Annotated in this window: 20 protein-coding genes; 6 read left to right on the forward strand and 14 right to left on the reverse strand. The window is 65.4% G+C overall.

Features of this window, described 5'->3' with window-relative positions; genetic code table 11:
* Positions 1 to 56: 56 nt before the first annotated feature.
* The gene (locus U4Y88_RS15610; RefSeq protein ID WP_321784875.1) at positions 57 to 677 is read right to left on the reverse strand and encodes a 2-hydroxychromene-2-carboxylate isomerase; all 621 of its coding nucleotides are present in this window, start codon (positions 675 to 677) and stop codon (positions 57 to 59) included.
* Between the two features lie 80 nt (positions 678 to 757).
* On the opposite strand from U4Y88_RS15610, the gene U4Y88_RS15615 reads away from it, so the two are divergent.
* Positions 758 to 1,486, forward strand: a complete 729-nt coding sequence (locus U4Y88_RS15615; RefSeq protein ID WP_321784877.1) for an SDR family oxidoreductase — start codon at positions 758 to 760, stop codon at positions 1,484 to 1,486.
* A gap of 172 nt (positions 1,487 to 1,658) precedes the next feature.
* The gene (xth, locus tag U4Y88_RS15620) at positions 1,659 to 2,444 is read left to right on the forward strand and encodes an exodeoxyribonuclease III (protein WP_224015348.1); all 786 of its coding nucleotides are present in this window, start codon (positions 1,659 to 1,661) and stop codon (positions 2,442 to 2,444) included.
* Between the two features lie 100 nt (positions 2,445 to 2,544).
* Here xth and U4Y88_RS15625 read toward each other — a convergent pair whose 3' ends face one another.
* From U4Y88_RS15625 to glnA, 4 genes are all read right to left on the reverse strand, one after another.
* Positions 2,545 to 4,626 (reverse strand): prolyl oligopeptidase family serine peptidase, encoded by a 2,082-nt coding sequence (locus tag U4Y88_RS15625; protein ID WP_224015346.1) that lies wholly within the window; start codon positions 4,624 to 4,626, stop codon positions 2,545 to 2,547.
* A 149-nt stretch (positions 4,627 to 4,775) separates the two neighbouring features.
* Entirely contained in the window at positions 4,776 to 6,350 is a 1,575-nt protein-coding gene (gene ntrC / locus U4Y88_RS15630) for a nitrogen regulation protein NR(I) (protein ID WP_321784879.1), read from the reverse strand.
* 40 nt (positions 6,351 to 6,390) lie between these two features.
* Positions 6,391 to 7,533 (reverse strand): nitrogen regulation protein NR(II), encoded by a 1,143-nt coding sequence (gene glnL, locus U4Y88_RS15635; protein WP_224015342.1) that lies wholly within the window; start codon positions 7,531 to 7,533, stop codon positions 6,391 to 6,393.
* A gap of 185 nt (positions 7,534 to 7,718) precedes the next feature.
* The gene (gene glnA, locus U4Y88_RS15640; protein WP_205994438.1) at positions 7,719 to 9,134 is read right to left on the reverse strand and encodes a type I glutamate--ammonia ligase; all 1,416 of its coding nucleotides are present in this window, start codon (positions 9,132 to 9,134) and stop codon (positions 7,719 to 7,721) included.
* A 504-nt stretch (positions 9,135 to 9,638) separates the two neighbouring features.
* On the opposite strand from glnA, the gene U4Y88_RS15645 reads away from it, so the two are divergent.
* Positions 9,639 to 10,106: a rhodanese-like domain-containing protein gene (locus U4Y88_RS15645; RefSeq protein ID WP_224015341.1), complete on the forward strand. Its 468-nt coding sequence runs from the start codon at positions 9,639 to 9,641 to the stop codon at positions 10,104 to 10,106.
* 162 nt (positions 10,107 to 10,268) lie between these two features.
* Here U4Y88_RS15645 and U4Y88_RS15650 read toward each other — a convergent pair whose 3' ends face one another.
* The 5 genes from U4Y88_RS15650 to hrpA all read right to left on the reverse strand — a co-directional run bounded on the left by U4Y88_RS15650 (position 10,269) and on the right by hrpA (position 19,209).
* Complete coding sequence (locus U4Y88_RS15650; RefSeq protein ID WP_224015339.1) at positions 10,269 to 11,126, reverse strand: competence/damage-inducible protein A; 858 nt, start codon at positions 11,124 to 11,126, stop codon at positions 10,269 to 10,271.
* A 34-nt stretch (positions 11,127 to 11,160) separates the two neighbouring features.
* Positions 11,161 to 11,994, reverse strand: coding sequence for an EI24 domain-containing protein (locus U4Y88_RS15655; protein WP_224015337.1), 834 nt, complete (start codon positions 11,992 to 11,994; stop codon positions 11,161 to 11,163).
* A 205-nt stretch (positions 11,995 to 12,199) separates the two neighbouring features.
* Positions 12,200 to 13,225: a sterol desaturase family protein gene (locus U4Y88_RS15660; protein WP_224015335.1), complete on the reverse strand. Its 1,026-nt coding sequence runs from the start codon at positions 13,223 to 13,225 to the stop codon at positions 12,200 to 12,202.
* A gap of 30 nt (positions 13,226 to 13,255) precedes the next feature.
* Positions 13,256 to 14,296, reverse strand: coding sequence for a beta-propeller fold lactonase family protein (locus U4Y88_RS15665; protein ID WP_405045034.1), 1,041 nt, complete (start codon positions 14,294 to 14,296; stop codon positions 13,256 to 13,258).
* A gap of 206 nt (positions 14,297 to 14,502) precedes the next feature.
* Positions 14,503 to 19,209, reverse strand: a complete 4,707-nt coding sequence (gene hrpA / locus U4Y88_RS15670; RefSeq protein ID WP_321784881.1) for an ATP-dependent RNA helicase HrpA — start codon at positions 19,207 to 19,209, stop codon at positions 14,503 to 14,505.
* Positions 19,210 to 19,232: 23 nt separating this feature from the next.
* Here hrpA and argA point away from each other — a divergent pair, with 23 nt between their 5' ends.
* The 3 genes from argA to proP all read left to right on the forward strand — a co-directional run bounded on the left by argA (position 19,233) and on the right by proP (position 23,076).
* The gene (argA, locus tag U4Y88_RS15675; protein WP_224015331.1) at positions 19,233 to 20,636 is read left to right on the forward strand and encodes an amino-acid N-acetyltransferase; all 1,404 of its coding nucleotides are present in this window, start codon (positions 19,233 to 19,235) and stop codon (positions 20,634 to 20,636) included.
* Positions 20,637 to 20,678: 42 nt separating this feature from the next.
* A complete protein-coding gene (locus U4Y88_RS15680; RefSeq protein WP_065060302.1) occupies positions 20,679 to 20,954 on the forward strand; it encodes an oxidative damage protection protein in 276 nt (91 codons plus the stop codon).
* A gap of 664 nt (positions 20,955 to 21,618) precedes the next feature.
* Positions 21,619 to 23,076, forward strand: a complete 1,458-nt coding sequence (gene proP / locus U4Y88_RS15685; RefSeq protein WP_405045035.1) for a glycine betaine/L-proline transporter ProP — start codon at positions 21,619 to 21,621, stop codon at positions 23,074 to 23,076.
* Positions 23,077 to 23,158: 82 nt separating this feature from the next.
* On the opposite strand, the gene U4Y88_RS15690 is transcribed toward proP, so the two are convergent.
* From U4Y88_RS15690 to U4Y88_RS15705, 4 genes are all read right to left on the reverse strand, one after another.
* Positions 23,159 to 23,644, reverse strand: a complete 486-nt coding sequence (locus tag U4Y88_RS15690; RefSeq protein ID WP_321784883.1) for a metallophosphoesterase family protein — start codon at positions 23,642 to 23,644, stop codon at positions 23,159 to 23,161.
* Positions 23,645 to 23,677: 33 nt separating this feature from the next.
* Positions 23,678 to 24,109 carry a cupin domain-containing protein gene (locus U4Y88_RS15695; RefSeq protein WP_321784884.1) on the reverse strand — a complete coding sequence of 144 codons (432 nt, stop codon included), beginning with the start codon at positions 24,107 to 24,109 and terminating at the stop codon, positions 23,678 to 23,680.
* 32 nt (positions 24,110 to 24,141) lie between these two features.
* A complete protein-coding gene (locus U4Y88_RS15700; RefSeq protein WP_321784886.1) occupies positions 24,142 to 25,560 on the reverse strand; it encodes an FAD-containing oxidoreductase in 1,419 nt (472 codons plus the stop codon).
* Positions 25,561 to 25,842: 282 nt separating this feature from the next.
* Positions 25,843 to 26,058, reverse strand: coding sequence for a hypothetical protein (locus U4Y88_RS15705; RefSeq protein ID WP_224015319.1), 216 nt, complete (start codon positions 26,056 to 26,058; stop codon positions 25,843 to 25,845).
* Positions 26,059 to 26,208 lie beyond the last annotated feature (150 nt).

The raw sequence follows: 26,208 nt of genomic DNA on the forward strand, positions 1-26,208 counted from the left end.
AAACGAGGGAGCGCCTGCATGGCATCGGCGCTCCCCACCCTGCTGCGGCGCAAGCGTCACGCGCCGCCTTTCACACGCACGATTTCGTCTTCGACATCGCGCAACTGATCCTTCCCGAAGAACATCTCCTCGCCGACGAAAAACGTCGGCGCGCCAAACGCGCCGCGCTCGAACGCATCCTGCGTATTGGCGAGCAACGTGGCTTTCACATCGGCGTCCGCGAGCAGCGTTTCAAAACGCGCCACGTCGAAACCATCGGCTTGCAAGGTCGCGCGCAGCACTTCGGGATCGTCGAGCTTGAGGCCGCCTTCCCACATATGCGCGAACATGCGATCGACGTAATGTTCGAACACGCCCTCGCGCTGCGCCGCCACCGCGCCTCGCATGATCTGCAGCGTATTCACCGGAAAATGCGGATTCATCCGATACGCGCTGAGGCCGTGCTTCGCGATAAAGCGCTGCATCTCCCGAAACATATACTTGCGCTTGTTTGCGATTTGCGCCGTGCTTTCCGCCGGCGAGCGATTACCGGTCATCTTGAACAGACCGCCGAGCAGAATGGGCACATACTCGAAACGCACGCCATGACGCGCTTCGATCGCGGGAATGACCTTATGGCTCAAATAAGCATTAGGACTGCCAAAGTCGAACAGAAACTGCACGCTGATTTTCTGCATTGCCGCTCCTCCATGCGTGTGTGAATTCGTTCGACGCATATTCCTCCATGCAGGCAAACATGACAAGGAGACAAACCACCATGACGCAAAAGAAAGCCGTACTCGTGATCGGCGCAGGTGATGCAACGGGCGGCGCGATCGCACGCCGTTTCGCGCGCGAAGGGTATATCGCTTGTGTCACGCGCCGCCACGCGGACAAGCTCGCGCCGCTCGTCGCGCAGATCGAAGCCGAAGGCGGCGTCGCGCACGCGTTCGGCTCGGACGCGCGCAAGGAAGAGGACATGATCGCGCTATTCGCCGAGATCGAAAAAAATATCGCGCCGGTCGAAGTCGCGATCTTCAATATCGGCGCGAACGTGCGTTTCGGCATTACCGAAACCACGGCGCGCGTGTATCACAAGGTCTGGGAAATGGCCTGTTTCGCAGGCTTTCTGATGGGCCGCGAGGCGGCGAAGGTCATGCTGCCACGCGCGCGCGGTTCGATCTTTTTCACGGGCGCCACGGCGAGCGTACGCGGACGCGCGGGCTTCTCCGCTTTCGCGGGCGCGAAGCACGCGTTGCGCGCGCTCGCGCAATCGATGGCGCGCGAGTTGGGGCCGGAAGGTGTGCACGTCGCGCAGATCATCGTCGACGGCGCGATCGATACCGAATTCATCCGCGAGAATTTTCCAGAGCGCTACAAGCTCAAGGAGCGCGACGGCATCCTCAATCCCGAGCATATCGCCGACGCCTACTGGATGCTGCATCAGCAGCCGCGCGATGCGTGGACGCACGAACTCGATCTGCGTCCGTGGCTCGAGGAATGGTGAAAAAAGCGCGGCGCAAGCGCCGGGTTGGCTCACGAGTTTGCTCATGAACGCGCGAGGCCAGGTATGATGCGGGAAACGCCGGTTCGCGGCACGCGTTCGACACGCGCGTGCGCGGCCGCCGGCCCGATCTGTCGCGCCCGCTTCATCGCGCTCATTACCTGTTCAGCAACTCATGAAAATCGCCACCTGGAACGTCAATTCCCTGAAGGTCCGCTTGCAGCACGTCATCGACTGGCTCGGCGAGAGCAAGGTCGACGTGCTCTGTCTTCAGGAACTGAAGCTCACCGACGATAAATACCCGCGCGCCGAACTCGAAGCGCAAGGCTACCGCAGCTGGTTCACGGGCCAGAAGACCTATAACGGCGTGGCTATTCTCGTGCGCGACGGCCTGAACGTCGACGAGAGCACCGTCGTGCGCAACATTCCCGGTTTCGAAGATCCGCAGCAGCGCGTGGTCGCCGTGACGGTCGAAGGCACGCGCATCGTCTGTGCGTATTTCCCGAACGGTCAGGCGCCCGGCAGCGAGAAGTTCGCGTACAAGCTCGACTGGCTCAACGCGATGCACGACTGGCTCGCGGCTGAAATGCAGCAGTATCCGAAGCTCGCGCTGCTCGGCGACTACAACATCGCGCCCGAAGACCGCGATGTGCACGACCCGAAAGCGTGGGAAGGCCAGAATCTCGTGTCGCCCGAGGAGCGCGCGCAGTTCCAGCGCCTCATCGCGCTCGGTTTCGTCGATGCGTTCCGCCAGTTCGAGCAGCCCGAAAAACTGTTCACGTGGTGGGATTACCGCATGTTCGCGTTCCGCCGCAATGCGGGGCTGCGCATCGATCACATCCTGCTGTCGCCCGCGCTCGCGGCCACGCTCACCGCGTGTGAAGTCGACAAGGTGCCGCGCAAATGGGAGCAGCCTTCCGATCACACGCCGGTGATCGCGGAAGTCACGTTCGCGGGATAAGCGGGTTAAGCAGGCCAGGCGCCCTGAACGCAGCGAGCGGGCGCACGGGCGGCCCGCTCGCGGCTCAAGCCATGCGAGGCGCACGCGCGCCTCACGGCTCTCACCACGTTCCGCCGAGCGTGGTCCACAGGAAGCGGTACACGAGCGCATCGTACTGCGCGCGTTCCAGCGAGTCGCTGCCCGGCCCATGGCCGCCTTCCGTGTTCTCCAGATACCAGACGTTCGCGTGCCCCTGCTCCTGCATGCGCGCGACCATCTTGCGCGCGTGCGCGGGGTGCACGCGGTCGTCGCTGGTCGAGGTCGTGAACAGCACCGGCGGGTACAGCACGCCCGGCTGCACGCGCTGATACGGCGAGTACGCGGCGAGCGCAGCGCCTTCTTCGGAATCCTCAGGATCGCCGTATTCGTCGATCCACGAAGCGCCCGCGTGCAGCAGGGGATACCGCTCCATGTCGAGCAGCGGCACTTCGCAGACCACCGCGCCGAACAGCTCGGGACGCTGCACCATGCACACGCCCACGAGCAGGCCGCCGTTGCTGCCGCCCTTGATGCCGAGTTGCGGCGCGCTCGTATAGCCCTGCGAAACCAGGGCCTGCGAGACGGCAATGAAGTCGTCGAACGAACGCTGCCGATGTTCGCGCTGCGCCTGCACGTGCCAGGCCGTGCCGTATTCGCCGCCGCCGCGGATATGCGCGATCGCCACGATGCCGCCCTGCTCCAGCCAGCCGATGCCCGATCCCACCAGATATTGCGGCGTCAGCGCGATCGAAAAGCCGCCATAACCCGTGAGCAGACACGGCAGCGGCTTGCGCGCCTCGCCCTGAAGCGCGTCGCGCGGGCCGACAACGGTGAACGGCACCATCGTGCCGTCCGCCGAACGCGCATGCGAGCGGATCACGGTGAACGGACCGGCGTCGAACTGCGTGGGCCAGCGGTCGAGCAGTTCCCAGTTCTGCAAATCCTGCTGCGCGAGATCGGCGAGCCAGTATTCGGGCGGCAGCAAATAGTCGTCGACGTCGACGAACACTTCGTCGTTGAGCGTATCTTCGATCGGCGAGACATCGACCTGCGAACTCGCGCGCCCCGGAAAGCTGCGCGAATGCCACGTCCACACGCCGTCGCGTTCGGACGGTTGCCAGAGCATCGTGCGACTTTGCACGTCGTCGAGCCAGGAGACGATCAAGACGTTTTTCGTATTGGTCCAATCGCACGCGGAGGTCACGGGCGTGGGCGTGAAGAGCGCCGTGAAATTGCGATCGCCGGCCACGAACGCGTCCTCGCGTATCGCGAGCAGCGAACCGCCCGCATACGTCTGCGCGCCGAGGGTCCAGTCGAGACGCGGTTCGAGCATGAGCCAGCCGTGCCACGCGCCCACCGCGACATGCGACGGCACATCGTAGAGCTGCCACTCGCCGCGAGCATCGAGACGATACGTATATGAATCGAAGAAGTCGACGGCGCGCACCACGTCGTGCCGTTGCTCGACCGGATCGTAATCGCCTTCGACGCTGATGTCGTCGAACTCGCCGCGAAACACCACGGGCGCATCGACGAGACGCGTACCGCGCGTCCAGCGCCGTACTTCACGCGGATACCCCGAGCGCGTGAGCGTCTTCTTGCCGTGATCCCAACCGACATAAACCGTGTCGCGATCGATCCACGAAATCGTGTGCTTGCCTTCCTTCTCGATGCAGAAACCGCCATCGACGAACACGCGCCGTTCGAGATCGAACTCGCGCACCGTGACGGCGTCGGCGCCGCCATCGGACAGCTGGATCAGCGCGCGATCGCCATCGGGATACAGAATGTCGATGCCCGCGCAAACCCACGGCATGCCTTCGGCCGCGCCGAGTGCGTCGAAGTCGAGCAGCGTTTGCCACTCGGGGCGATGCGCGCGCCAGTCGGCCCATTTCGCGCGGCGCCACAGGCCCTTCGGGTTGTCCTCGTCCTCCCAGAGATCGTAGGCCCACTCGAGCCAGCGGCTCGGAATCACGGGCCGCTCGCGCGGCAAATACGCCTGCGCGAGACGCTTCTCCAGCGCGTCGAAACGCGCGCCGCCTTGCCACGCGGCACGCGTGCGCGCGTTCTGCGCCTCGACCCACGTCATGGCGGCGGGATCGTCGAGCGATTCAAGGGAGAGAAAGGGATCGGCCTCGGCGGGCCAGGGAGAAGTCACGGGCATGTTCGATCGTCTGCAAGAAACCAGCGTCGATTATGCCCCAGCGCGTGAACGGGCACGCGCAGGGTGCATCGGCTCGCGCGGAGCCGACGCACCTTGCGCGCTAACTTCAGCGCTCATTTCAGCGCTCATTTCAGCGCTCATTTCAGCGCTTATTCCAGATTGAGTTCCTGGATCTTGCGCGTGATGGTGTTGCGGCCAATGCCGAGGCGCTCTGCCGCCTCGACCTTGCGGCCGCGCGTGAAGTCGAGCGCCTCGCGAATCACGGCGGCCTCGAAACGGCGCGAGAGTTCGTCCATGACGTCGGCGCTGTTTTCGCGAAGCAGGCGCGCGACTTCCGTACGCAGACCGCTTTCCCAGACGCTGACCGCCAGCGCGGCCGCAGCGGCCACGCCGTTGGCCGCGGAGAAGCCGCCTGCCGCGCCGCCCACCGCGCCACCGAAACCGGACACGCTTGCCGCGCCCGGAGCGCCGCTCACGGCTCCCGCTGCACCCGCCGCCGCGCCCTCGTACGACACGGCGCCGTTAGCCAGCTCGCTCGCCACCGCCGCGCCCTCGCCCGTCGCGACATGCGACGGCAGCAGATCGGGCGGCAGATCCTTGATTTCGATGGTCTGCGCGGGCGCCATCACCGTAAGCCAGTTCGCGAGATTCTCGAGCTGGCGCACATTGCCCTGGAACGGCAGCGACGACATATACGCAAGCGCTTCATCGGAGACGCGCTTGGGCTCCACGCCCAGTTCGCGCGCGCTCTTTTGCAGGAAGTGGCGCGTGAGCAGCGGGATATCCTCGCTACGCTCGCGCAGCGCGGGCAGACGCAGCCGGATCACGTTGAGGCGGTGATACAAGTCCTCGCGGAACAAACCCTGACGCACGCGCGTTTCCAGATTCTGGTGCGTGGCCGCGATCACGCGCACGTTCGCGCGCAGCGGATTGTGGCCGCCCACGCGATAGAACTGGCCGTCGGAGAGCACACGCAGCAGGCGCGTTTGCAGATCGAACGGCATGTCGCCGATTTCGTCGAGAAACAGCGTGCCGTTCTCGGCTTGCTCGAAGCGGCCTTGACGCATCGCCTGCGCGCCCGTGAACGCGCCGCGCTCATGGCCGAACAGTTCGGATTCCAGAAGATCTTTCGGAATGGCCGCGGTGTTCAGCGCGATGAACGGACCGTTCGCGCGTGGGCTATGTCGGTGCAAGGCGCGCGCAACAAGCTCCTTTCCGGTGCCCGACTCGCCCGTGATGAGCACGGTCGCCGCCGAATGCGAGAGACGGCCGATCGCGCGGAACATGTCCTGCATCGCGGGCGCCTGGCCGAGCATCTCGGGCGCTTCGGCGGGACGGTCGTCCCACTGCTGTTCGCCGCGCATGCTTTCGTCGACGGCGCGGCGGATCAGCTCGACGGCCTTGTCGACATCGAAGGGCTTGGCGAGATATTCGAATGCACCGCCCTGGAACGCGGCCACCGCGCTGTCGAGGTCGGAGAACGCGGTCATGATGATGACGGGCAGTCCCGGCAGACGCTCGCGCACGGTCTGCAGCAGTTCGAGTCCCGAGCCGCCAGGCATGCGGATATCGGAGACGAGCACCTGCGGGCTGTCGTGGTCGAGCGCGCTCGCGGCCTCACGCACGTTCGAGAAGCTGCGGGTGGCGAAATTTTCGCGTGCGAGTGCTTTTTCGAGCACCCAGCGAATTGATTGGTCGTCGTCAACTATCCAGATCGGCTTCATAAGGTCGGTCAGAAGTCTTGGTGGCTTGCGGGTCGTGAGATCAGTTGTCGAGCGGCAGCAAAATCTGAAACTCGGTATGACCGGGCCGGCTTTCCACTTCGATCAGGCCGTCGTGCTGTTGCACGAAGGTCTGCGCGAGCGTGAGGCCGAGACCGCTGCCATCCTCGCGTCCGGAGACGAGCGGATAGAAGATGCGATCGCGGATGTCCTCGGGAATGCCGGGGCCGTTGTCGATGATATGCAAGTCCAATGCCAGCTTGCACAGGCGTTTTGAAATCGTGATCTTGCGCGCGATGCGCGTGCGCAATTCGATGCGCGCGTCGCCTTGCGAAATGCGTTCGCGCAGCGCCTGGGCCGCGTTGCGCACGATGTTGAGCAGCGCCTGAATCAGCTGCTCCTTGTCGCCGCGCAGATCGGGCACGCTCACGTCGTAATCGCGCTCGATCGTAAGGCCGCGCGGAAACTCCGCGAGAATCACGGCGCGCACGCGCTCGCAGACTTCGTGAATATTCACGTCGCCGACGATATGCGGATGACGATGCGGTTCGAGCAGCCGGTCGACCAGCGTTTGCAGACGGTCCGACTCCTTGATGACCACCTGCGTGTACTCGCGCAACTCGCCGCGCTCGAGCGTGCCGAGTTCGAATTCGAGCAGCTGTGCCGCGCCGCGAATGCCGCCGAGCGGATTCTTGATCTCGTGCGCGAGATTGCGGATCAGATGTTTGTTGACCGTCGCGAGGTCGTGAATGCGCTCCTCGCGGTCGGTACGGATATGCCGCTCGTTCTCGAACAGTTCGAGCAGCACGTAGTCGGGCGCGCTCTCCAGAAAGCCGACGATCGCATGCACATGCAGCGACTCGCGGCCCGGCCGTTCGAGCGAGGCGTCGAGGCGCGTCGCGTGAAAGCGGTGCGCGGCGATCGACGCAATGGTTTCGAGCAGTTCGTCGGCATTCGAGAACAGATCGGACCACACCATCTGCGAGAGCTGCCGGCGCGAGAGGTCGAGCATCGCCTCGGCCGAGGGATTCGCAAACGCCACGCGCAGGCTGCGCTTCTCGAGCACGAGCACGACGGTGGGCAGCGCCTCGAAGCCGGGCAAGAGACCCGACTCGACGAGCGGCGCGTCGTCCGAGAGCGGCTCCGCATGGCCCTTTCTTGCCTTGATCAGATTCTTGAGCACCATCTTGCATGGCCGGCCGCCACGCGGCGCACCGGCTCCCTGTCCCTGTCGTTGAATGACGGCAACGCGGCGAGCGGACCAACGAAAAAGGGACGGCACCGCCGTCCCTTCATGACCGATCGCCGATGTCGGATGGACACTTCGCTACGCGGCTGCGAGCGAAGCGCCATCGTCGATTACAGCGCGCTTTACAGCGAGTAGTACAGTTCGAACTCGACCGGGTGCGTCGTCATGCGCACGCGTTGCAGTTCGCCTTCCTTCAGTGCGAGGTAGGCGTCGATCATCGAATCCGTGAACACGCCACCGCGCGTCAGGAATTCGCGATCCTTGTCGAGCGCTTCCAGAGCCTGGTCGAGGCCGGCGCAAACGGTCGGGATCTTTGCATCCTCTTCCGGCGGCAGGTCGTACAGGTTCTTGTCGGCGGCTTCGCCCGGATGGATCTTGTTCTGCACGCCGTCCAGACCTGCCATCATCAGTGCCGAGAAGCACAGGTACGGGTTGGCCATCGGGTCCGGGAAGCGCGTTTCGATACGGCGGCCCTTCGGGTTCGAGACGTGCGGAATACGGATCGATGCCGAACGGTTGCGTGCCGAGTAAGCCAGCTTGACCGGTGCTTCGAAGTGCGGAACCAGACGCTTGTACGAGTTCGTCGACGGGTTCGTGATGGCGTTCAGCGCGCGAGCGTGCTTGATGATGCCGCCGATGTAGAACAGCGCGAATTCCGACAGGCCTGCGTAGCCATTGCCTGCGAACAGGTTCTGGCCGTCCTTCCAGATCGACTGGTGAACGTGCATGCCCGAACCGTTGTCGCCAACGATCGGCTTCGGCATGAACGTAGCCGTCTTGCCATACGTGTGCGCCACGTTATGGATGATGTACTTCATCTGCTGCGTCCAGTCCGCGCGCTGAACCAGCGTCGAGAACTTCGTGCCGATTTCGTTCTGGCCTTGACCAGCGACTTCGTGGTGGTGCACTTCGACCGGGATGCCGATCTGTTCGAGCAGCAGACACATTTCCGAACGGATGTCCTGGAACGTGTCGACCGGCGCGACCGGGAAGTAGCCGCCCTTGACGCCCGGACGGTGACCCGTGTTGCCGCCTTCGAATTCCTTGCTCGACGACCACGGTGCTTCTTCCGAGCCGATCTTGACGAACGAGCCCGACATGTCCGTGTTCCACTGGACCGAGTCGAAAATGAAGAATTCGGGTTCCGGGCCGAAGAAGGCCGTGTCGCCGAGGCCCGTGCTCTTGAGGTACGCTTCAGCGCGCTTCGCGAGCGAGCGCGGGTCGCGCTCGTAGCCCTTGCCGTCAGCCGGTTCGACCACGTCGCAGGTCAGGACCAGCGTCGGTTCTTCGTAGAACGGGTCGATGAAGGCCGTGTTCGCGTCCGGAACGAGCAGCATGTCCGAGGCTTCGATGCCCTTCCAGCCGGCGATCGACGAACCGTCAAATGCATGACCCGACTCGAACTTGTCTTCGTCGAAGTGCGACAGCGGAACCGAGACGTGTTGCTCTTTGCCGCGCGTGTCGGTAAAGCGGAAGTCGACAAACTTGACGTCTTCGTCCTTGACGAGTTGCATGACGTCGGCCACGGATTTACTCATAACCTATTCTCCTGATTAACGATTTCGGCGAACGCTGCCGCCGTCCCAATCCTTGTTAGTCGCCGGTTGCTGCCCGGCCCGCTTGCGCAGACCGGCTGCGAACGATCGCGACAGATAAAGCAGCTTCCGTGCCAAGTATGCGCCAACCTGGAACAAACCCAATGCTGACGCGCACCTGGACGAAAAATCCGCGCCTCGTCGGCGAGCGGACCCGCCGGCCGAAGCGCCTTCATGCACCACATCCGTGCAATCCCGGATTTGGCGCGTGAAACTCACTTCATTATGGTGCATAACGTCAATCATGCACCACGCTTGCGCAAAATTACCTCGCGGCTTCTGACGGCCCGCATGCGGCCGACCTGACTTGCCTTGACGCCGCCCCGCAAGCGGTCATGCGCGCGCCGTCATTGCGCGAGTATGCCCCGCAATGCGGGGTTCCCGCACCCATGCAGCGCGCTAGAATGATCTTTTGGACCCACCCTACATCCGAGGAGATCCGCTGTCATGAGTACGCTCGAACAGTTGCACGCCCAGGCCGACCAGCGACGCGTCGAGAACCAGCTGCCCTACGCGGGCGCGCTCTCGCCCGCCGAGGCGTTCGAGCTTCTGCAACTCGATCCGCGCACCCGCCTCGTCGACGTGCGCACGCGCGCCGAACTCGACTGGGTCGGCCGCCCCGTGATCGGCGACGGCCAGTACGCCCACGTCGAATGGACCCGCTATCCCGGCGGCGTGCCGAACACCGACTTCGTCGCCCAGCTCAGGAGCGCGGTCGGCGACACCGACGCCCCCGTGCTGTTCCTCTGCCGCAGCGCGGCCCGCTCGAAGCTCGCGGCCATCGAAGCGGCCAAGGCGGGCTTCACGCGCGCCTACGACCTGCTCGAAGGCTTCGAAGGCGACAAGAACGCCGAAGGTCACCGCAAGTCGGTCACGGGCTGGTGCTTCCGCGGCCTGCCCTGGCTCGGCGCCTGACCTGCGGCGGGGCGGCGCCCGCCGTCCGCCCAGCAGGCCACTCTGAGCGCCGCATGTGACACGCCGATGATCCGGCGCGGCGCGCTTACTGTGCGTTTTCGGCGGTGTTTGCATCGACGTTTGCATCGATTCACCCGCCCGCGCGCGCATCGGCGAACAGCCTCAGAACCCCGCGCGCGGGCCGCTGCGGCGCTCGCGGTCCGGCGATCCCTCGCCGGGCGCGGGCGGTTCCACGACATCACCGCCCAGCAGGTGCACGCCTTCGCGCAGCTTCACGAAGGCCGCCGCCACCGCCTCAGGCTCGCCCTTCACGCCCAGATCGATATGGCGGCGCGCGTAAATGCCGCCGCGCTCCGTGTCGCCGACGCTCGGCAGGCTGAACACGCGCACGCCCGGAAAATCGTGCTCGATGCGCTCCATCAGCGGCGTGAGCGTCGACTCCGGCAGCTCGAACACCAGCAGCGACTTCTCCGCATGCGGCGTCTGATGATGCAGATGCGCGTACTTCGTATCGAGCACCCATTCGATCATCGGCCAGGCCATCACCGGAAAGCCCGGCACGAAATGGTGATCGCGGATCGAAAAACCCGGAATCTTGTTATAGCCGTTCGGAATGATCTCGCAGCCCTGCGGGAAGGTGCCCATCTGAAAGCGATGCAGATTCTCCGGCGACGCGAAGTCGACCGGATCGGCGCCCGTATGCATGTCGCGGATGCGCTCACTGATCGCCGCCTCGGCGTCCGGGTGCAGCGCGAGCGGCACGCCCAGCGCGGCCGCCGCGCACTGACGCGTGTGGTCGTCGGGCGTCGCGCCGATGCCGCCCGTGGAGAAGACAATGTCGCCCGATTCGAACGAACGCTTGAGCGTGGCGGTGATACGCGCCGGATCGTCGCCGACGTATTCGGCCCAGTCGAGCGTGAGACCGCGCGCGCCGAGCAGTTCGATGACCTTCGGCAGATGCTTGTCGGTGCGGCGGCCGGACAGAATCTCGTCGCCGATGATGATGACGCCAAATGCCATGAGTTGCCTCGTCGAGGAAATGAAGTGATGGAGTTCAGTGGACGATGGTGACGTCGTGCCCGCTATGCTGCGCCTCTTCGTGACGCAGGCGCTGCAACGCGCGCAGGCAGTACTGGCCGAACCAGAGCGCCGTGAACACCAGAATGAAAGCGTAGATCCAGATGGTCAGCGCGGCGACCACCGGAAACAGCAGCACGAGCCACGCGGAAGCCACCCAGATCGCCGTGGGCAGCGAGCCGAGCAGACCGCTCGCCACGCCGATCGCGAGCAGCGGCAGGCGGTGGCGGCGCACGAGTTCGCGGCGCTCTTCGGGGCTCGCGTGCAGCGCGAGCGCGTCGTAGGTCATCACGCGATACGTGAGCCAGCCCCACAGCAGCGGCGGCACGAGCACGCAGAACGGCGGAATGAACCAGAACGGCAGCGTCACGATCAGCAGCACGATGCACAGCAGCGTGGTCCAGAGCGAATGCGCCATGCTGCCGAACCAGCTGCCGCCGCGCCGAGCCTCCAGGCCGGCGTACTGCCGCGCCGTGAGATGGCGGATCACGCGCGGCATCGCCACGGCGACGATCAGCAGCAGCACCGTGATGACGATCAGCGGAATCGTCAGGATGATGATCACGAACGGCCCGATCATGCTGCGCAGCGCCCCGAAACCGAGCGCGTCGAACGCGTGATAGAGCCAGGACATGGCCGGCCAGTTTTCGAAGGTGATGCGCACCGCGTCGATGAGCGGCTGCCAGAAGATATAGAGCAGGACGCCCCACGCCCCCGCCGCCACGACGAACGGCACGAAGGTCAGGAGCAGCATGGCGGGATGGAACACGCCGGAAAGCGCGCGGCCGAGCGAGCGCAGCAAATCGTTCATGCGAGCGGGAAAATAGCGGGAAGACGGTGAAGCGTCACGAAACCGGTGGATTCACTGCGACAAAACGACAGCATAAACCACGGCGCGCCGGTCGGGCGAAACGAGGCACAGGCGGAGGTTGAGACGGAAGAACAGGCGCAGGCGCAGCACAGGCGCAAGAAGCGCCCGGCGAAACGATGCGCGCGAGAAAGCGCGGCGAAAAGGTCTACGCAGCGAACGTGTCGTCGCGCGCGGCGGCCTTGCGCCCGCGTGCGCCAAGCCGACGTGCGATGCGCAGGAACGCGAGCCCCTGCTGCGCCCAGAAACCTTCGCCATAGCGCACGCCGTCGAGCTGGTCGCGAATGCCCGTAGGTTCGAGCTCGCGATTGAACGACGCGCTGCCGAACAGCATGTCCCACCACGGAAACAGCACGCCGAAGTTGCAGCCATACGTGGTGCCTTCGTGCCCATAACCGATGGCGTGATGGCGGCGATGAAAACGCGGGCTCACGATCAGCCGCTCGCCGAGCCAGCCGAAATGCGCGCGGATATTGGCGTGCTGGACGTTCTGCACGAAATTCGTGAGCGCGACGAGCACCACGAACTGCGCGGGCGGCACGCCTATCACGAGCGCGATGCCGGCGAACATGCACGACTGCATCAGCACGTCGAGCAGATGGTTGCGGTTATCGCACCAGAACGACATCCGGCGCTGGCTGTGATGCACCGCGTGCAGTTCCCACCAGATGCCGAAGCGGTGCGAGAGCCGGTGATACCAGTAGCCGAAGAAGTCGAGCACGATCAGATAGATCGCGAACGCCACGATGGGCTGCGTGGTCACGCCGGGCCAGAGATTGTCGATATCGACGCTCATCACGCCGTGCAGGCGCAGCCAGCCCTGCGCACGGTCGAACACCGGCTGCATGGCGAAGAAGAACAGCAGATTGAGAATGCCGAGCCGCGTGATCCATGTGTAGATGGCGTCCACGGCCACACCCTTGCGGTCGGGCCACTTTTCCGCGGGCATGAGCGCTTCGAGCGGACGCAGGATCGCGTACATCACGCCCACCTCCAGCACGCCGACGATCACCCAGTACAGCGCGTCGAAGGTGTCTTCGTCCACGTTCATCAGGCCGAAGCGGAACAGCAGCGGCTGCAGGACGTTCACGTAGACCAGCGTCTGGAGCCACGACACGCAGTCGTCGGCGCCGGACGCGAGCCAGTGAATACCGGAATTCAGCAACGTGAGCATGGCAAAACCGCTAGCAGTTCGCGCCGGATATCACGCGCCGTTCGGCGACATGACCGGCGCGCGGTCGAAGAAATAGATGCCGTGCGGCGAGCGGCCCACGTCGATCGTCTTGATGAGCTTCTTCGTCTGCATGTCGATCACGCCGATGCGCTTCGCGAAACGGAACGTGACCCACAGATAGCGCTTGTCGGCGGTCAGTTCCATGTCGTCCGGCCCGGGCAGCAGGCCGTTGATCTCGCCCACTTTCTCCAGCGATTCCTCGTCGATGATGCTGATGACGTTCGACACGCGGCTCGACACCAGCACGTGACGGCCATCCACCATCGAGCGGAAGTTGTGTGCGGCCTTGCCCACCTGGATGGTCTTGATGACCTTCTGGTTGCGCCAGTCCACCACCGCCACGTAGTCGGCGCCCGTCATGCCGACGAGCAGGTATTTTTCGCCGGGCGTGAGCCACAGGCCGGCGGGCGCGGCGCCCACTTTCATCTTCCAGAGCACTTTCTGCGTGGGCAGGTCGACGGCCGCGATTTCGCCCGAGACCTGCAGCGACACGAACACGATATTGCTGTCCTTCGTGAACGCGAGGTGGCTGGGCATGGCCGAGAGCGGCAGGCGCTTCGCGACCGTGAAATTGCCCGCGCCGCCGTAGTGGTAGATGTCCAGACGGTCGAGGCGCAGACCCGTGGTCACGAACCACTTGTTGTCCGGCGAGAACCCGAGCTGATACGGGTCCTCGACGTTCTCGATCCAGCGCTGCGGCTTGCCGGTTTTCGGATCGACGAACAGCAGGTTGTTCGACACCGAATTCGCGACGATCAGCGAGGTATTGTCGGGCGTGGGAAACAGGTGATGCGGCTCCTTGCCCGTGGGCACGGTGCCGACGACTTCATGCGTCTTGTCGTCGATGAGGCTCAGCGTGGCTTCACCGGAGTTGAGCACGATGATGTTGTTCGCGTGAGCGATGCTTGGCATCGCCGTGGCCAGCGCGGCGCCGACGAGCGCGGAGGAGGCAAACACAACGGCGCGTTTGGCAAAGCGTCCGGCGGCACGGCGGAATTCGTTTTTACGCATGAAGAGTCGTTCCCAGGCAGATCCGTGATTGTAGAACGCTTACCGCTTCGCAAGGTTGACGTAGGGCCGATGAAATAGAAAGGGGCGCGAATTTCGCGCCCCTTTCCGGTCATTTTCGAAGCTTTCTTAAGTCCGCTGTTGTGACCCGCATAAGTGGCCAGCATACGTGGCCCGCAAAAATCAGCGCATCGACAACGCGTGAACGCTCATCGCTGCATCGATTCCCACACTTTGTAGAGCCGCTTCACCGAAACCGGCATCGGCGTACGCAACTCCTGGGCGAACAGCGAAATCCGCAGTTCCTCGAGCAGCCAGCGGAACTCCGCGAGACGCGCGTCGAACACGCCGCCGCGCTGCGAAAGCGCGCGCTGATACTGCTGCGCGAGCGGCAGGAATTCCGAGGCCTGACGCGCGTCGCGGGCGGGATCGGCGCGCAGCTTGTCGATGCGCAGCGCGATGCCCTTCAGGTAGCGCGGGAAATGCACGAGCTGCGCGTACGGCGTCTCCAGAATGAAGCGCTTGCCGATGAGCGCGTCGAGCTGCGCCTGCATGTCGGCGGCCGGCGCGCCGAACGCCTTCGCCGCCACCAGCTTCTTCGACACCGACGCAAATTCCGCCAGGATCTGCCCGACGAGCCGCGCGATTTCCTGCGCGAGCAGCGAGAGACGCCCGCGCCCTTCGTCCTTGCGCGCGTGGAAACTCGCGTCGTCGTCGGGGAGCGGGTCTTGCAGGCAGGCGCGATCGAGCGCGAGTTCGACGAGCTGATCGCGCAGTTCCTCCTGCGTGGCGCGCGCCATGAACTGCATCGCCATTTCGCGCAGACCCGGCAGATTCCTCTCCAGATAGCGGATCGGCTCGCGCAACTGCAGCGCGAACAGACGACGCAGCCCCGCGCGATGAATGCGCGCCGCTTCCTCGGGCGAATCGAACACTTCCACGTCGCAATGCGTGGCGCGATCGACGAGCGCCGGATAGCCGAACAGCGTCTGGCCGCCACGACGGATTTCGAGCAGCTCGGGCAGCTTGCCGAAATTCCAGGTCGTGAGGTTTTCGTAGAGCGCCGTGGCGGGCGCGGCGTCGCTCGAAGCAGGCGTGTGGGGCGCGTTGGCCGGGTTGGTCCGCTTCGGCGCGCTCGCGTTCGGCTGCGGATCAACGCCGCCGCCCTTCTCGCTCGCCCCGCCCTGCGCGTGCGTTTCCAGCGCCGCCAGCGCGGTCGCGCTCGCGAGCTTCTGGAACTGCTGCTGCGCCTGCGCGCCGAGTTCCGCGCGCAACTGCGCGAGATTGCGACCCATCGCGAGCTGGCGACCGTGCTCGTCGATCACCTTGAAGTTCATGAACAGATGCGCGGCCAGCGTCTCCAGCTTGAAATCCGCCGACTTCAACTGAATCTGCTTCTGCTCGCGCACGTCGATGATCAGCGCCTCCAGCAGCCCGCCCGCGCCGAAGCGCTCGCCGCTCACGCGATCGGCGAAACCGGCCGCGTATTCGGGCAGCGGCACGCAATGGCGGCGCAGCTTCTGCGGCAAGGACTTCAGCAGCAGTTGCGCCTTCTCCTTGAGCATGCCGGGCACGAGCCATTCACAGCGGCGCGCATCGACCTGATTGAGCGCGTAGAGCGGCACCGCGAGCGTCACGCCGTCACGCGGCGAACCGGGCTCGAAGTGATACGTGAGCGCCATCGCCACGCCCGACATCGTCATGCGCTTCGGGAACAGATCGGTCGTCACGCCCGCCGCCTCGTGGCGCATCAGGTCGTCGCGAGAGAGATACAGCAGACGCAGCTTGTCCTCGGACTGACCGCTCTTTTTCACCTCGTCGCGATACCAGCGCTCGAAGGACGCGCCCGAATACATGCCCTCGGGAATCGCCTGATCGTAGAAACCGAAGATCAGTTCGTCGTCGACGAGCACGTCCTGGCGGCGCGATTTATGTTCGAGCTGCTCGATATCGGCGAGCAGCTTGCGGTTGTGCGCGAAGAACGGCAGCTTGGTGTCGAGCTCGCCTTCCACCAGCGCGCCGCGAATGAACAACTCGCGCGCGCGCGCCGGGTCCTGCTTGCCGAACGCCACACGGCGTCGCTGATACACCGGCAGGCCATAGAGCACGCCGCGCTCGAACGCGCTGACCTGCGCCGCGCGCTTCTCCCAATGCGGCTCGGACAGCGACTTCTTCAGCAGATGCGCGCCCACTTTTTCGAGCCATTCGGGCTCGATCTTCGCGATGCAGCGCGCGTACAGACGGCTCGTTTCCACGAGTTCCGCCGCCACGACCCAGCGCCCCGCCTTCTTCACGAGCGCCGAACCAGGCCACAGATGGAACTTGATGCTGCGCGCGCCGAGGTAATGCGGCTCGTCGTCGGCCTTGAGACCGATGTTGCCGAGCAAACCGGTCAACAGCGCGTGATGGATCTGCTCGTAGGTCGCGTCGGACTGGTTGATGCGCCAGCCGTGCTCGCGCACGACCGTCAGCAATTGCGAGTGCACATCGCGCCATTCGCGCAGACGCAGATGCGAAAGGAAGTTCGCGCGGCACGAATCGACGAGTTGCTTGTTCGACTTCTTGTGCGCGACGGCGTCTTCGAACCACGCCCAGATCTTGAGCCACTGAAGGAATTCGGAGCGCTCGTCGGCGAAGCGGCGATGCGCCTGATCGGCCTGCTCCTGCGCCTCGATCGGCCGGTCGCGCGGGTCCTGCACCGAAAGCGCGCTCGCGATGACGAGCACTTCGCGCAGCGACTGCTCGTCGCGCGCGGCCAGAATCATGCGGCCGACGCGCGGATCGAGCGGCAGACGCGACAGCTCGCGGCCGAGCGTGGTGAGCGCGTTGTCGTCGTCGACGGCGCCGAGTTCGTTGAGCAGCTGATAACCGTCCGCGATCGCGCGGCCCGGCGGCGGCTCGATGAACGGGAAGGTTTCGATCGCCGTGAGATGCAGCGACTTCATGCGCAGAATCACGGCCGCCAGCGACGAGCGCAGGATTTCCGGGTCGGAAAAACGCGGGCGCGCGACGTAATCGGATTCTTCGTAAAGCCGGATGCAGATGCCGTCGGCGACGCGGCCGCAACGGCCCGCGCGCTGGTTCGCCGCCGCCTGCGAAATCGACTCGATCTGCAGTTGCTCGACCTTGTTGCGGTACGAATAGCGCTTCACGCGCGCGAGGCCCGTATCCACCACATAGCGGATGCCGGGCACCGTCAGCGAGGTTTCGGCCACGTTGGTCGCGAGCACGATGCGGCGCGCGTTCGACGCCTTGAACACGCGCTCCTGCTCCTGCGCCGAGAGCCGCGCGAACAGCGGCAGGATCTCCGTGTGCGGCGGATGGTGCTTGCGCAGCGCTTCGGCGGCGTCGCGAATCTCGCGCTCGCCGGGCAGGAACACGAGCACGTCGCCCGAACCTTCGCGGCAGAGTTCGTCGACGGCGTCGACGATCGCGTCCATCAGATCGCGGTCGGTGTCGCGCTGCGATTTCTTCGTCGGAGCGTTGCCCTGCGCGTTCTTCACAGCCGGGCTGTCTTCCTGCACCGGGCGATAGCGCACCTCGACCGGATACAGACGCCCGCTCACCTCGATCACCGGCGCGGGCTTCTCGTCGCTGCCGAAATGGCGCGCGAAGCGGTCCGCGTCGATGGTCGCCGAGGTCACGATCAGCTTGAGATCGGGCCGGCGCGGCAGGATCTCTTTCAGATAGCCGAGCAGGAAGTCGATGTTGAGGCTGCGCTCGTGCGCCTCGTCGATGATGATCGTGTCGTAGGCCTTGAGCAGCGGATCGGTTTGCGTCTCGGCGAGCAGGATGCCGTCGGTCATCAGCTTGACCGAGGCGCCCGCCGCGAGGTTGTCCGTGAAGCGCACCTTGTAGCCGACCACTTCGCCGAACGGCGTGCCCAGTTCCTCGGCGATACGCCGACCGGTCGCCGATGCCGCGATCCGGCGCGGCTGCGTGTGGCCGATCAGGCCTGAGCCGCCCGCGCCGAGACCGCGTCCGAGCGACAGCGCGATCTTCGGCAGCTGCGTGGTCTTGCCCGAGCCGGTTTCGCCGCTGACGATCACGACCTGATTGTTGGCGATCGCGCGCGCGATTTCCTCGCGGCGGCCGGAGACCGGCAGCGCTTCGGGGAAGGTGATCGGCGGGATCGGATTCGGGATGACGTTCGCGCGCGGCGCGCGTTCACGGCGCTCCTTGCGCTCGCCTTCGGGACGCGGCGGACGGTCCTCGCGGGCGACCTGCGGGCGTTCGCTTTGCGGTTTCGCGGCGCGCGGCGCGTCGGCGGGCTGGCGCGGGGCGGCTTGCGGCTCGCGCTGGGTTTCCGTGCGCGCGGGGCGCTCGGCGCGCGGTTCGCGGGGCGCACGGGGTTCGCGTGATTCGCGCGGCTCACGTGCTTCGCGTGGCTTGCGATCGCCGCCGCGCGAGGCATCGCCCGATTGCGGCGCTTGCGGCACATTGCGCGATTCGCCGGTTCGCTGCCCGCCCTGGGGCGCACGTTGAGATTCGCGCGGCGTCTCCCGCTGAGATTGATCACGCGCGGGCGCGCGAGGCGTCGGCCGATTTTCGCGCGGCGCTTCCGCACGCGCTTCGGTTTTCTGCGGCTTTTGCGGCGCGGCGGGTTGCGAAGCAGGCTGCGAAGCGCGTTGAGAAACCGACGACGAAACCTCCGGCGCACGCTGCACGGCGGCCTGCGCCGGCTTCGACGCCGGTGCAGCCTTCGCACGCTGATCCTGCACGCGCGCGCCACCGAGCGCGCCGCTGCCCATCAGCGCGGCGAGCCGGTCCAGCGACGCCGGTTTCTGCGCATCGGGCTGCGCACCGCCATACTTCTGCGCGCCGCGCTTTTCGCGCGCGCCGCCGTGTGCGGCGTCATCGCCGGAAGGGGTGTTGCTGCCCTGCCCCGAGGCAGGTCTTTTGGGTACATTCGACATGGGGGCGCATTATAATCCCGGGCATGAATTCCCAAACCGACCTCGTCCCCGCCGCCCAAGGCGCGCCGGCCACTGCCGCCGCCTCGGACCCCGCGTCCCAGCAAGCCGCGCAGCAGATGGCGCAGCACGCGCAGTTCGTCGACTGGATGCGATCGGTCGCGCCCTACATCCACGCGTTTCAGGGCAAGACTTTCGTCGTCGGTTTCGGCGGCGAGGTCGTGCACCAGAACCTGCTCAACGCGCTCGTCGCCGACATCGCGCTGCTTCAGGCCATGGGCATCCAGATCGTGCTCGTGCACGGTTCGCGCCCGCAGGTCGAGGAGCAGATGAGCCTGCACGGCGTGGAGTCGGAGTTCTCGCACGGCATGCGCATCACGAATGCCCGCGCGCTCGAATCGGCGAAGGAAGCGGCCGGCGAAGTGCGTCTCGACATCGAGGCCGCGATCAGCCAGGGTCTGCCGAACACGCCGATGGCGCACGCGCACATCAGCGTGGTCTCGGGCAACTTCGTGACCGCGCGCCCGGTCGGCATTCTCGACGGCGTCGATTTCCAGCACACCGGCGTGGTGCGCAAGATCGACGCGGATTCGATCCGTCATTCGCTCTCGAGCCGCAAGCTCGTGCTGCTCTCGCCGCTCGGCTTCTCGCCCACGGGCGAGGCGTTCAATCTGTCGATGGAAGACGTCGCCTCGGCGGCGGCCATCGCGCTGCGCGCCGACAAGATCGTGTTCCTCACGGAAACGCAGGGTCTCATCGACGAGGAAGGCGTGCTGATCCGCGAAATGTCGCTCGACGACGCCTATCGCCTCCAGGAAGGCGGCACCGTGCTCGGCGACGCGGGCTTCTATCTGAAGCACTCGATTCGCGCCTGCCGCGGCGGCGTGGGTCGCGCGCACATCATTCCCTACGCGCTCGACGGCGGCCTGCTGCTCGAACTGTTCCTGCACGACGGCGTCGGCACCATGATCTCGTACGAGAATCTGGAGAGCCTGCGCGAGGCCACGCCCGACGACGTCGGCGGTATCCTCACGCTGATCGAGCCGCTCGAAAGCGACGGCACGCTGGTGCGCCGCGGCCGTCACCAGATCGAACGCGACATCGACCATTTCTCGGTGATCGAGCACGATGGCGTGCTGTTCGGCTGCGCCGCGCTCTACGCGTATTCGCAGGAACGCATCGGCGAAATGGCCTGCCTCACGGTCTCGCCCGAAGCGCAAGGTTCCGGCGACGGCGAACGCCTGTTGCGCCGTATCGAGCAGCGCGCCCGCGCGCGCGGCCTCACGCGCATCTTCGTGCTCACCACGCGCACGGAACACTGGTTTCTCAAGCGCGGTTTCGTCAAGGCCACGGTCGACGACCTGCCCGAAGACCGCCGCCGCCTCTATAACTGGCAGCGCAAGTCGCTCGTGCTGATGAAGCAGCTCTGAGCGCGCCGCCCATCCCCCATACGACTACAGGAGAAGCACAGCATGGCCCGTATGATTCAATGCGCAAAGCTCGGCAAGGAAGCCGAAGGTCTCGATTTCCCGCCGCTGCCGGGCGAACTCGGCAAGCGCATCTATGAAAGCGTCTCGAAGGAAGCCTGGCAGGGCTGGCTCAAGCAGCAGACCATGCTGATCAACGAGAACCGCCTGAACATGGCCGATCCGCGCGCGCGTCAGTACCTGATGAAGCAGACGGAAAAGTACTTCTTCGGCGAAGGCGCCGATCAGGCATCGGGCTTCGTGCCGCCGACGCAAGGCTGATCGCTCGCCGATCCGCGTTTCGATCTGCCCCTTTGCCGATCGAAGCAGCAGAAAGCACTGCAAAAACCGCGCCTCCCGCGCGGTTTTTTTATGCGTTTCGTCACCACGGCCAGCGTTCTTTGCTGCGCCGCCAAATCGCCGCAATCCCTTGCCACACAAGGGCTGACGCGCCTCCCCGGCGCCCTCGCGGACAGGCCGGTTTGCACGATCTTCCGTTATCGTGCTATCATGTCGCTTCGTTCAACAGGCATTAGCCATCAATTGCATTCAGTTCGGCGCCCGAAAACGCCTTTCCAGCTGAATGCGCTCGCACAAAAAGAACGCGCCGCCACGCGGTGATTCTTTTTCGTTCAGCGGCACTTTGCAGTCACACTCCGTGACAGCCCAGTGTCCTCAAGCGTCCTGCCCCCCTCTACGGCCACGCAGGCGCCACGCTTAATCACAATTCGTTCGAGTGTCGTTTCGCGACACTTCAGCATGCACTTTCGTGCGCCGCCGGACTTGCGCGTCATCGCGCGTCCGGCCAGGCTCGGGTCTCGCCCATGGCGCCCCCCATGCGCATCGCGCGCCGCGCACGAACGGCTGCCGCTATCGCGAAACGGCACTCTCCGGCAACCGTGGCGAGCTCCCCTGGAGTTCGTCGCAGTCATTGGAGATGCAGACCTTGACCGCTTCCACTTCCGGCTCGTCGGCCCAATCCGACCTCACCCTCGACGACATTACGATCGTCGACAACAGCCTCCTCAAACGCGCCGTCGGCGCCATGGCCCTTGGCAACGCCATGGAATGGTTCGACTTCGGCGTGTACAGCTACATCGCCGTCACGCTCGGCCAGGTGTTCTTCCCGTCGAGCAGCCCGTCGGCCCAGCTGATCGCCACCTTCGGCACGTTCGCGGCCGCCTTCCTCGTGCGCCCCATCGGCGGCATGGTGTTCGGCCCGCTCGGCGACCGTATCGGCCGTCAGCGCGTGCTCGCGATGACGATGATCATGATGGCCTGCGGCACCTTCGCCATCGGCCTGATTCCGTCGTACCACTCGATCGGCATCGCGGCGCCCGTGCTGCTGCTCGTCGCGCGTCTGGTGCAGGGTTTCTCGACCGGCGGCGAGTACGGCGGCGCGGCGACCTTCATCGCCGAATTCGCCACCGACAAGCGCCGCGGCTTCATGGGCAGCTTCCTCGAATGCGGCACGATGGTCGGCTACATCTTCGGCGCGGGCACGGTCGCGGTGCTGACCGCCCTGCTCTCGCATCAGCAACTGCTCGACTGGGGCTGGCGCGTGCCGTTCATGATCGCGGGTCCGCTCGGGATCGTGGGCCTGTACATCCGTACGAAGCTCGAAGAAACGCCGGCGTTCAAGCGCGAAGCCGAACTGCGCGAAGCGGAAGAAGTCGCGCGTCCGAAGCTCACGATTCAATCTCTGCTGACCCAGCATCTGCGCCCCTTCCTGCTGTGCGTGGGCCTCGTGCTGATCTTCAACGTGACCGATTACATGGCGCTGTCGTATCTGCCGAGCTATCTGTCGGCGACGCTGCACTTCGATGAAACGCACGGTCTTTTCGTCGTGCTCGCCGTGATGGTGCTGATGGTGCCGATGACGATCGCCTTCGGCCGTCTCTCGGATGCCATCGGCCGCAAGCCGGTGATGCTCGCGGGCTGTGTGGGCCTGATCGTGCTGGCGATTCCGTCGCTCACGCTGATCCAGACGGGCGCGCTCGTGCCGGTGTTCCTCGGCCTGATGATTCTCGGCACGCTGCTGTCGTGCTTCACGGGTGTGATGCCGTCGGCGCTGCCCGCGCTGTTCCCGACCGCGATCCGCTACGGCGCGCTCGCCATCGGCTTCAACGTGTCGGTCTCGCTGTTCGGCGGCACGACGCCGCTGGTCGCCGCCTGGCTCGTCGAGCACACGCAGAACCTCATGATGCCCGCGTACTATCTGATGGGCGCGGCTGTGGTCGGCATCATCTCGGTGCTGGCGCTGCACGAAACGGCGCGCCGTCCGCTGCCGGGCTCGGCGCCCAGCGTGAGCAGCAAGGCCGAAGCGCATGCAGTGCTGCGCGGCGTGCGTCTCGCCCGCGAAATGGACGACGACTACGCGACGGCCATGCCCGCGCGCGTGTAAGCCACACGACTGCGTCATGCCATGAAAAAGGCCAGCTTCTCGCTGGCCTTTTTTGCGTCTGGAATCCGCGCCGATCGATGAATCAGCCGATCAGGCGCGTGTGCTCGATATGCGGCACGCCGCCGTCGATCGTCAGCATGGCCGCCGAGATCGGCAACGTAAAGCGGCGCGGCCCCGCGCTGCCCGGATTCACGTAGATCACGCCGTCGCGCGTGTCGAGCGCGGGCTTGTGCGAATGCCCGCTGACGACGACCGCCACGCCCTCCGCACGCGGATCGCCGCGCAGATCGGGCAACTCATGCACGACCGCGATCGCGATCCCGCCGATGTCGAGCCGCGTCTGCACCGGCAGCGCCTCGGCCCACGCGCCGCGATCGTTGTTGCCGCGCACGGCGGTCAGCGGCGCGATGCGCGCAAGCGTATCGAGCACGCCCGATTCGCAGATATCGCCCGCGTGCACGATCGCATCGCAACCGGCGACGAAGCTCAGCAATTCGGGGCGCAGCAGATTGTGCGTGTCGGAAACGAGCGCGATGCGCAGCGGTGCCGGGCGTGACGAGGCAGACATGGAAAGCGGATCGGGTGGCGGAACACCCGCACCTTACCTGTTCGTGGACGTTTGCGCAGCCGCCTGGCCGTCGCTGCGCGCATCGGCGCACGCATCGAAATAAACCGCGAGCCAGACCGTCGGCAGCGCCGGATCAGTCCACGCGACGCGATGCCGGCAATGCGGCGGAATATGCACGTAGTCGCCGGGCAACATGCCATGCCGCACGCTGCCCTGCGCCTCGAACTCCAGCGCCGCCGCGCCCGCGAGCAGCACGACCCATTCGTCGCGCGGATCGTCGTACCAGAAGCCCTCGGGACTCGTCTGTCCAGTCGAGACGATGCGCTCGATCAGCACGCCGTCCTGCTTGAGCAGCGCGTCGAAGCGCTCGTCGCCCGCATAGACGTCGATCGCCGAAAAGAGATTGCCGGTCTTGCCGCAACGCGGCTGCGGCGCGCTCGCGCGCTCGCTCAAGTTCGCACTCATGTTCACGCTCGATTTCAGATTCGCGCTCGTGCTCATTCGAGCGGCCTCAGCCCGTCGAGCAAGGTCGGCACGAGTTCGCTCACCGTGGGATGCACGTGCATCGCATATTGCAACGTCGTATAGGGCACATCGGCCGTCATGATGTCGATGAAGGTATGAATCGCCTCGTCGCCCTCGATGCCGAAGATCGTCGCGCCGAGGATCTTGTGCGTTTGCGCATCGACGAGCGCCTTCATGAAACCCGCCGTCTCGCCACGCTCGCGCGCGCGCCCGACGCGCGACATCGGCATCGTCGCGATCAAGGCGGCGCGTTTCGATTCGCGGACTTCTCGCTCGCTCGCGCCCACGCGCGCGAGCGGCGGATCGACGAACACGGCGTAGGCCGGAATGCGCGTGTCGACGCTGCGATGCGCGCCGTCGAGCAGATTCGCCGCCACGATCTGGTAATCGTCGTATGAGGTGTGCGTGAACGCGCCGCGCCCGTTCACGTCGCCGAGCGCCCACACGCCATCGACGTTGGTGCGCAACTGCCCGTCGACCGCGATGATGCCGTGGGCGTCGCGCTGGATGCCCGCGGCGTCGAGGCCGAGATCGTCGGTATTCGGAATGCGGCCGGTCGCGAACAGCAGATGCGAAACGTCGAGCACGCTGCCGCCAAATTCGATGCGGATGCCGTCCGCGGGCGTCGCGCCGAGCGGCGCCACGCGCTGCGGCGACGCGCCGAAGCGGAACACCACGCCTTCGCGCGCGAGCACGTCCTGCACGGCCTTCGCGACGTCGTCGTCTTCGCGCGTGAGAATGCGCTCGCCGCGCACCAGCACCGTCACCTCGCTGCCGAAGCGGCGGAACATCTGCGCGAATTCGAGCGCGACGTAACTGCCGCCGCAGATCGCGAGATGCGCGGGCAATTCCGTGAGGTCGAGGATGCCGGTGTTGGTTTCGTACCAGATGCGCTCGAGCCCCGGCACGGGCGGCACGGCGGCGCGCGTGCCGGTGTTGATGAAGATTTCGGCGGCTTCGAGCGATTCCGATTCGCCGTTCGCGGACGTCACGCTCAGCGAATGCGGCCCGGTGAAACGCGCGTGCCCTTGCAGCACGGTGACGTTGTCCGCGTCGCGCAGCCAGCGCTCCACGCCGTCGCGCGACGCGCCGATGATGCGATCCTTGCGCGCCTTGATGAAGGCGAGATCGACGCTCACGTCGTCGCGATACGCGCCCAGTGCGCCGCTGCCGATACGCACGCCGTACTCGTCCGCGTGACGCGCCACGTGCGCCGCGCGCGCACAGGCCACGTAGGCTTTCGTCGGCGTGCAGCCGACGTTCACGCAGGTGCCGCCGAACTGCGCGCGCTCGACGATCGCCGTCTTGCGCCCGCTCGCGCCGAGACGCACCGCCAGCGGCGGACCGCTCTGCCCGGTTCCGATCACGATCGCATCGAATCGCTGTGCCATGCCGCTCTCCTTCGTGTGCTTCGTGTGAAGGGTCCAGGACGCGCACGGCGCATGCCGCGCTCGCGCCATCTTACGCCGCGGCTCGCCTGCGCCGCGCGAGCGCGGCCGGCGACGCGGCGTAGTGAAAATCGCGGAAATCGCGGAAATCGGGCAAAAAAAGAGCCGCCTCGGAACATGAGGCGGCTCACAGGGTGACGTCACAACAGCAAACGGGCGATGCCGCTGCACGTCGGGGGGGAAACCAAGGGACGTCGACGCAGGGCTATGTCGATGCAGGGGGGGTCAGTGCACGCGCTCGACCTCGACGGTCGCGACGCAGCCACGGCTCGCGCACCAGAGTTCGCGCGAACGCTGCACGGCGGCGCGCGCGCCGCGCGTGGCGACCATGAAGCCGACCTGGCTCATGTTGAAGTCGAGCGACACCATCAGCTGCATGAGGTCCACCATCGGCAGGACCAGGGCTGGCTGATAAAGTTGTCGTTCGATAAAGGATTTCATGACGGCTCCCGCTGTAGCCGCCGCGTCTGCATGACGCAGCGGCGATTCCATGGATGCCATTCTAGGAATGTAGCGTCCGCCGATAAATGGGCTGGACGCGAAGTCACTTGTCGTCAAACGCGAACAATCGTCGCAGCGGTTGCAGGGCGC

It is taken from the genome of Paraburkholderia sp. J94, from assembly GCF_905220285.1.
GTDB lineage: Bacteria > Pseudomonadota > Gammaproteobacteria > Burkholderiales > Burkholderiaceae > Paraburkholderia > Paraburkholderia tropica_A.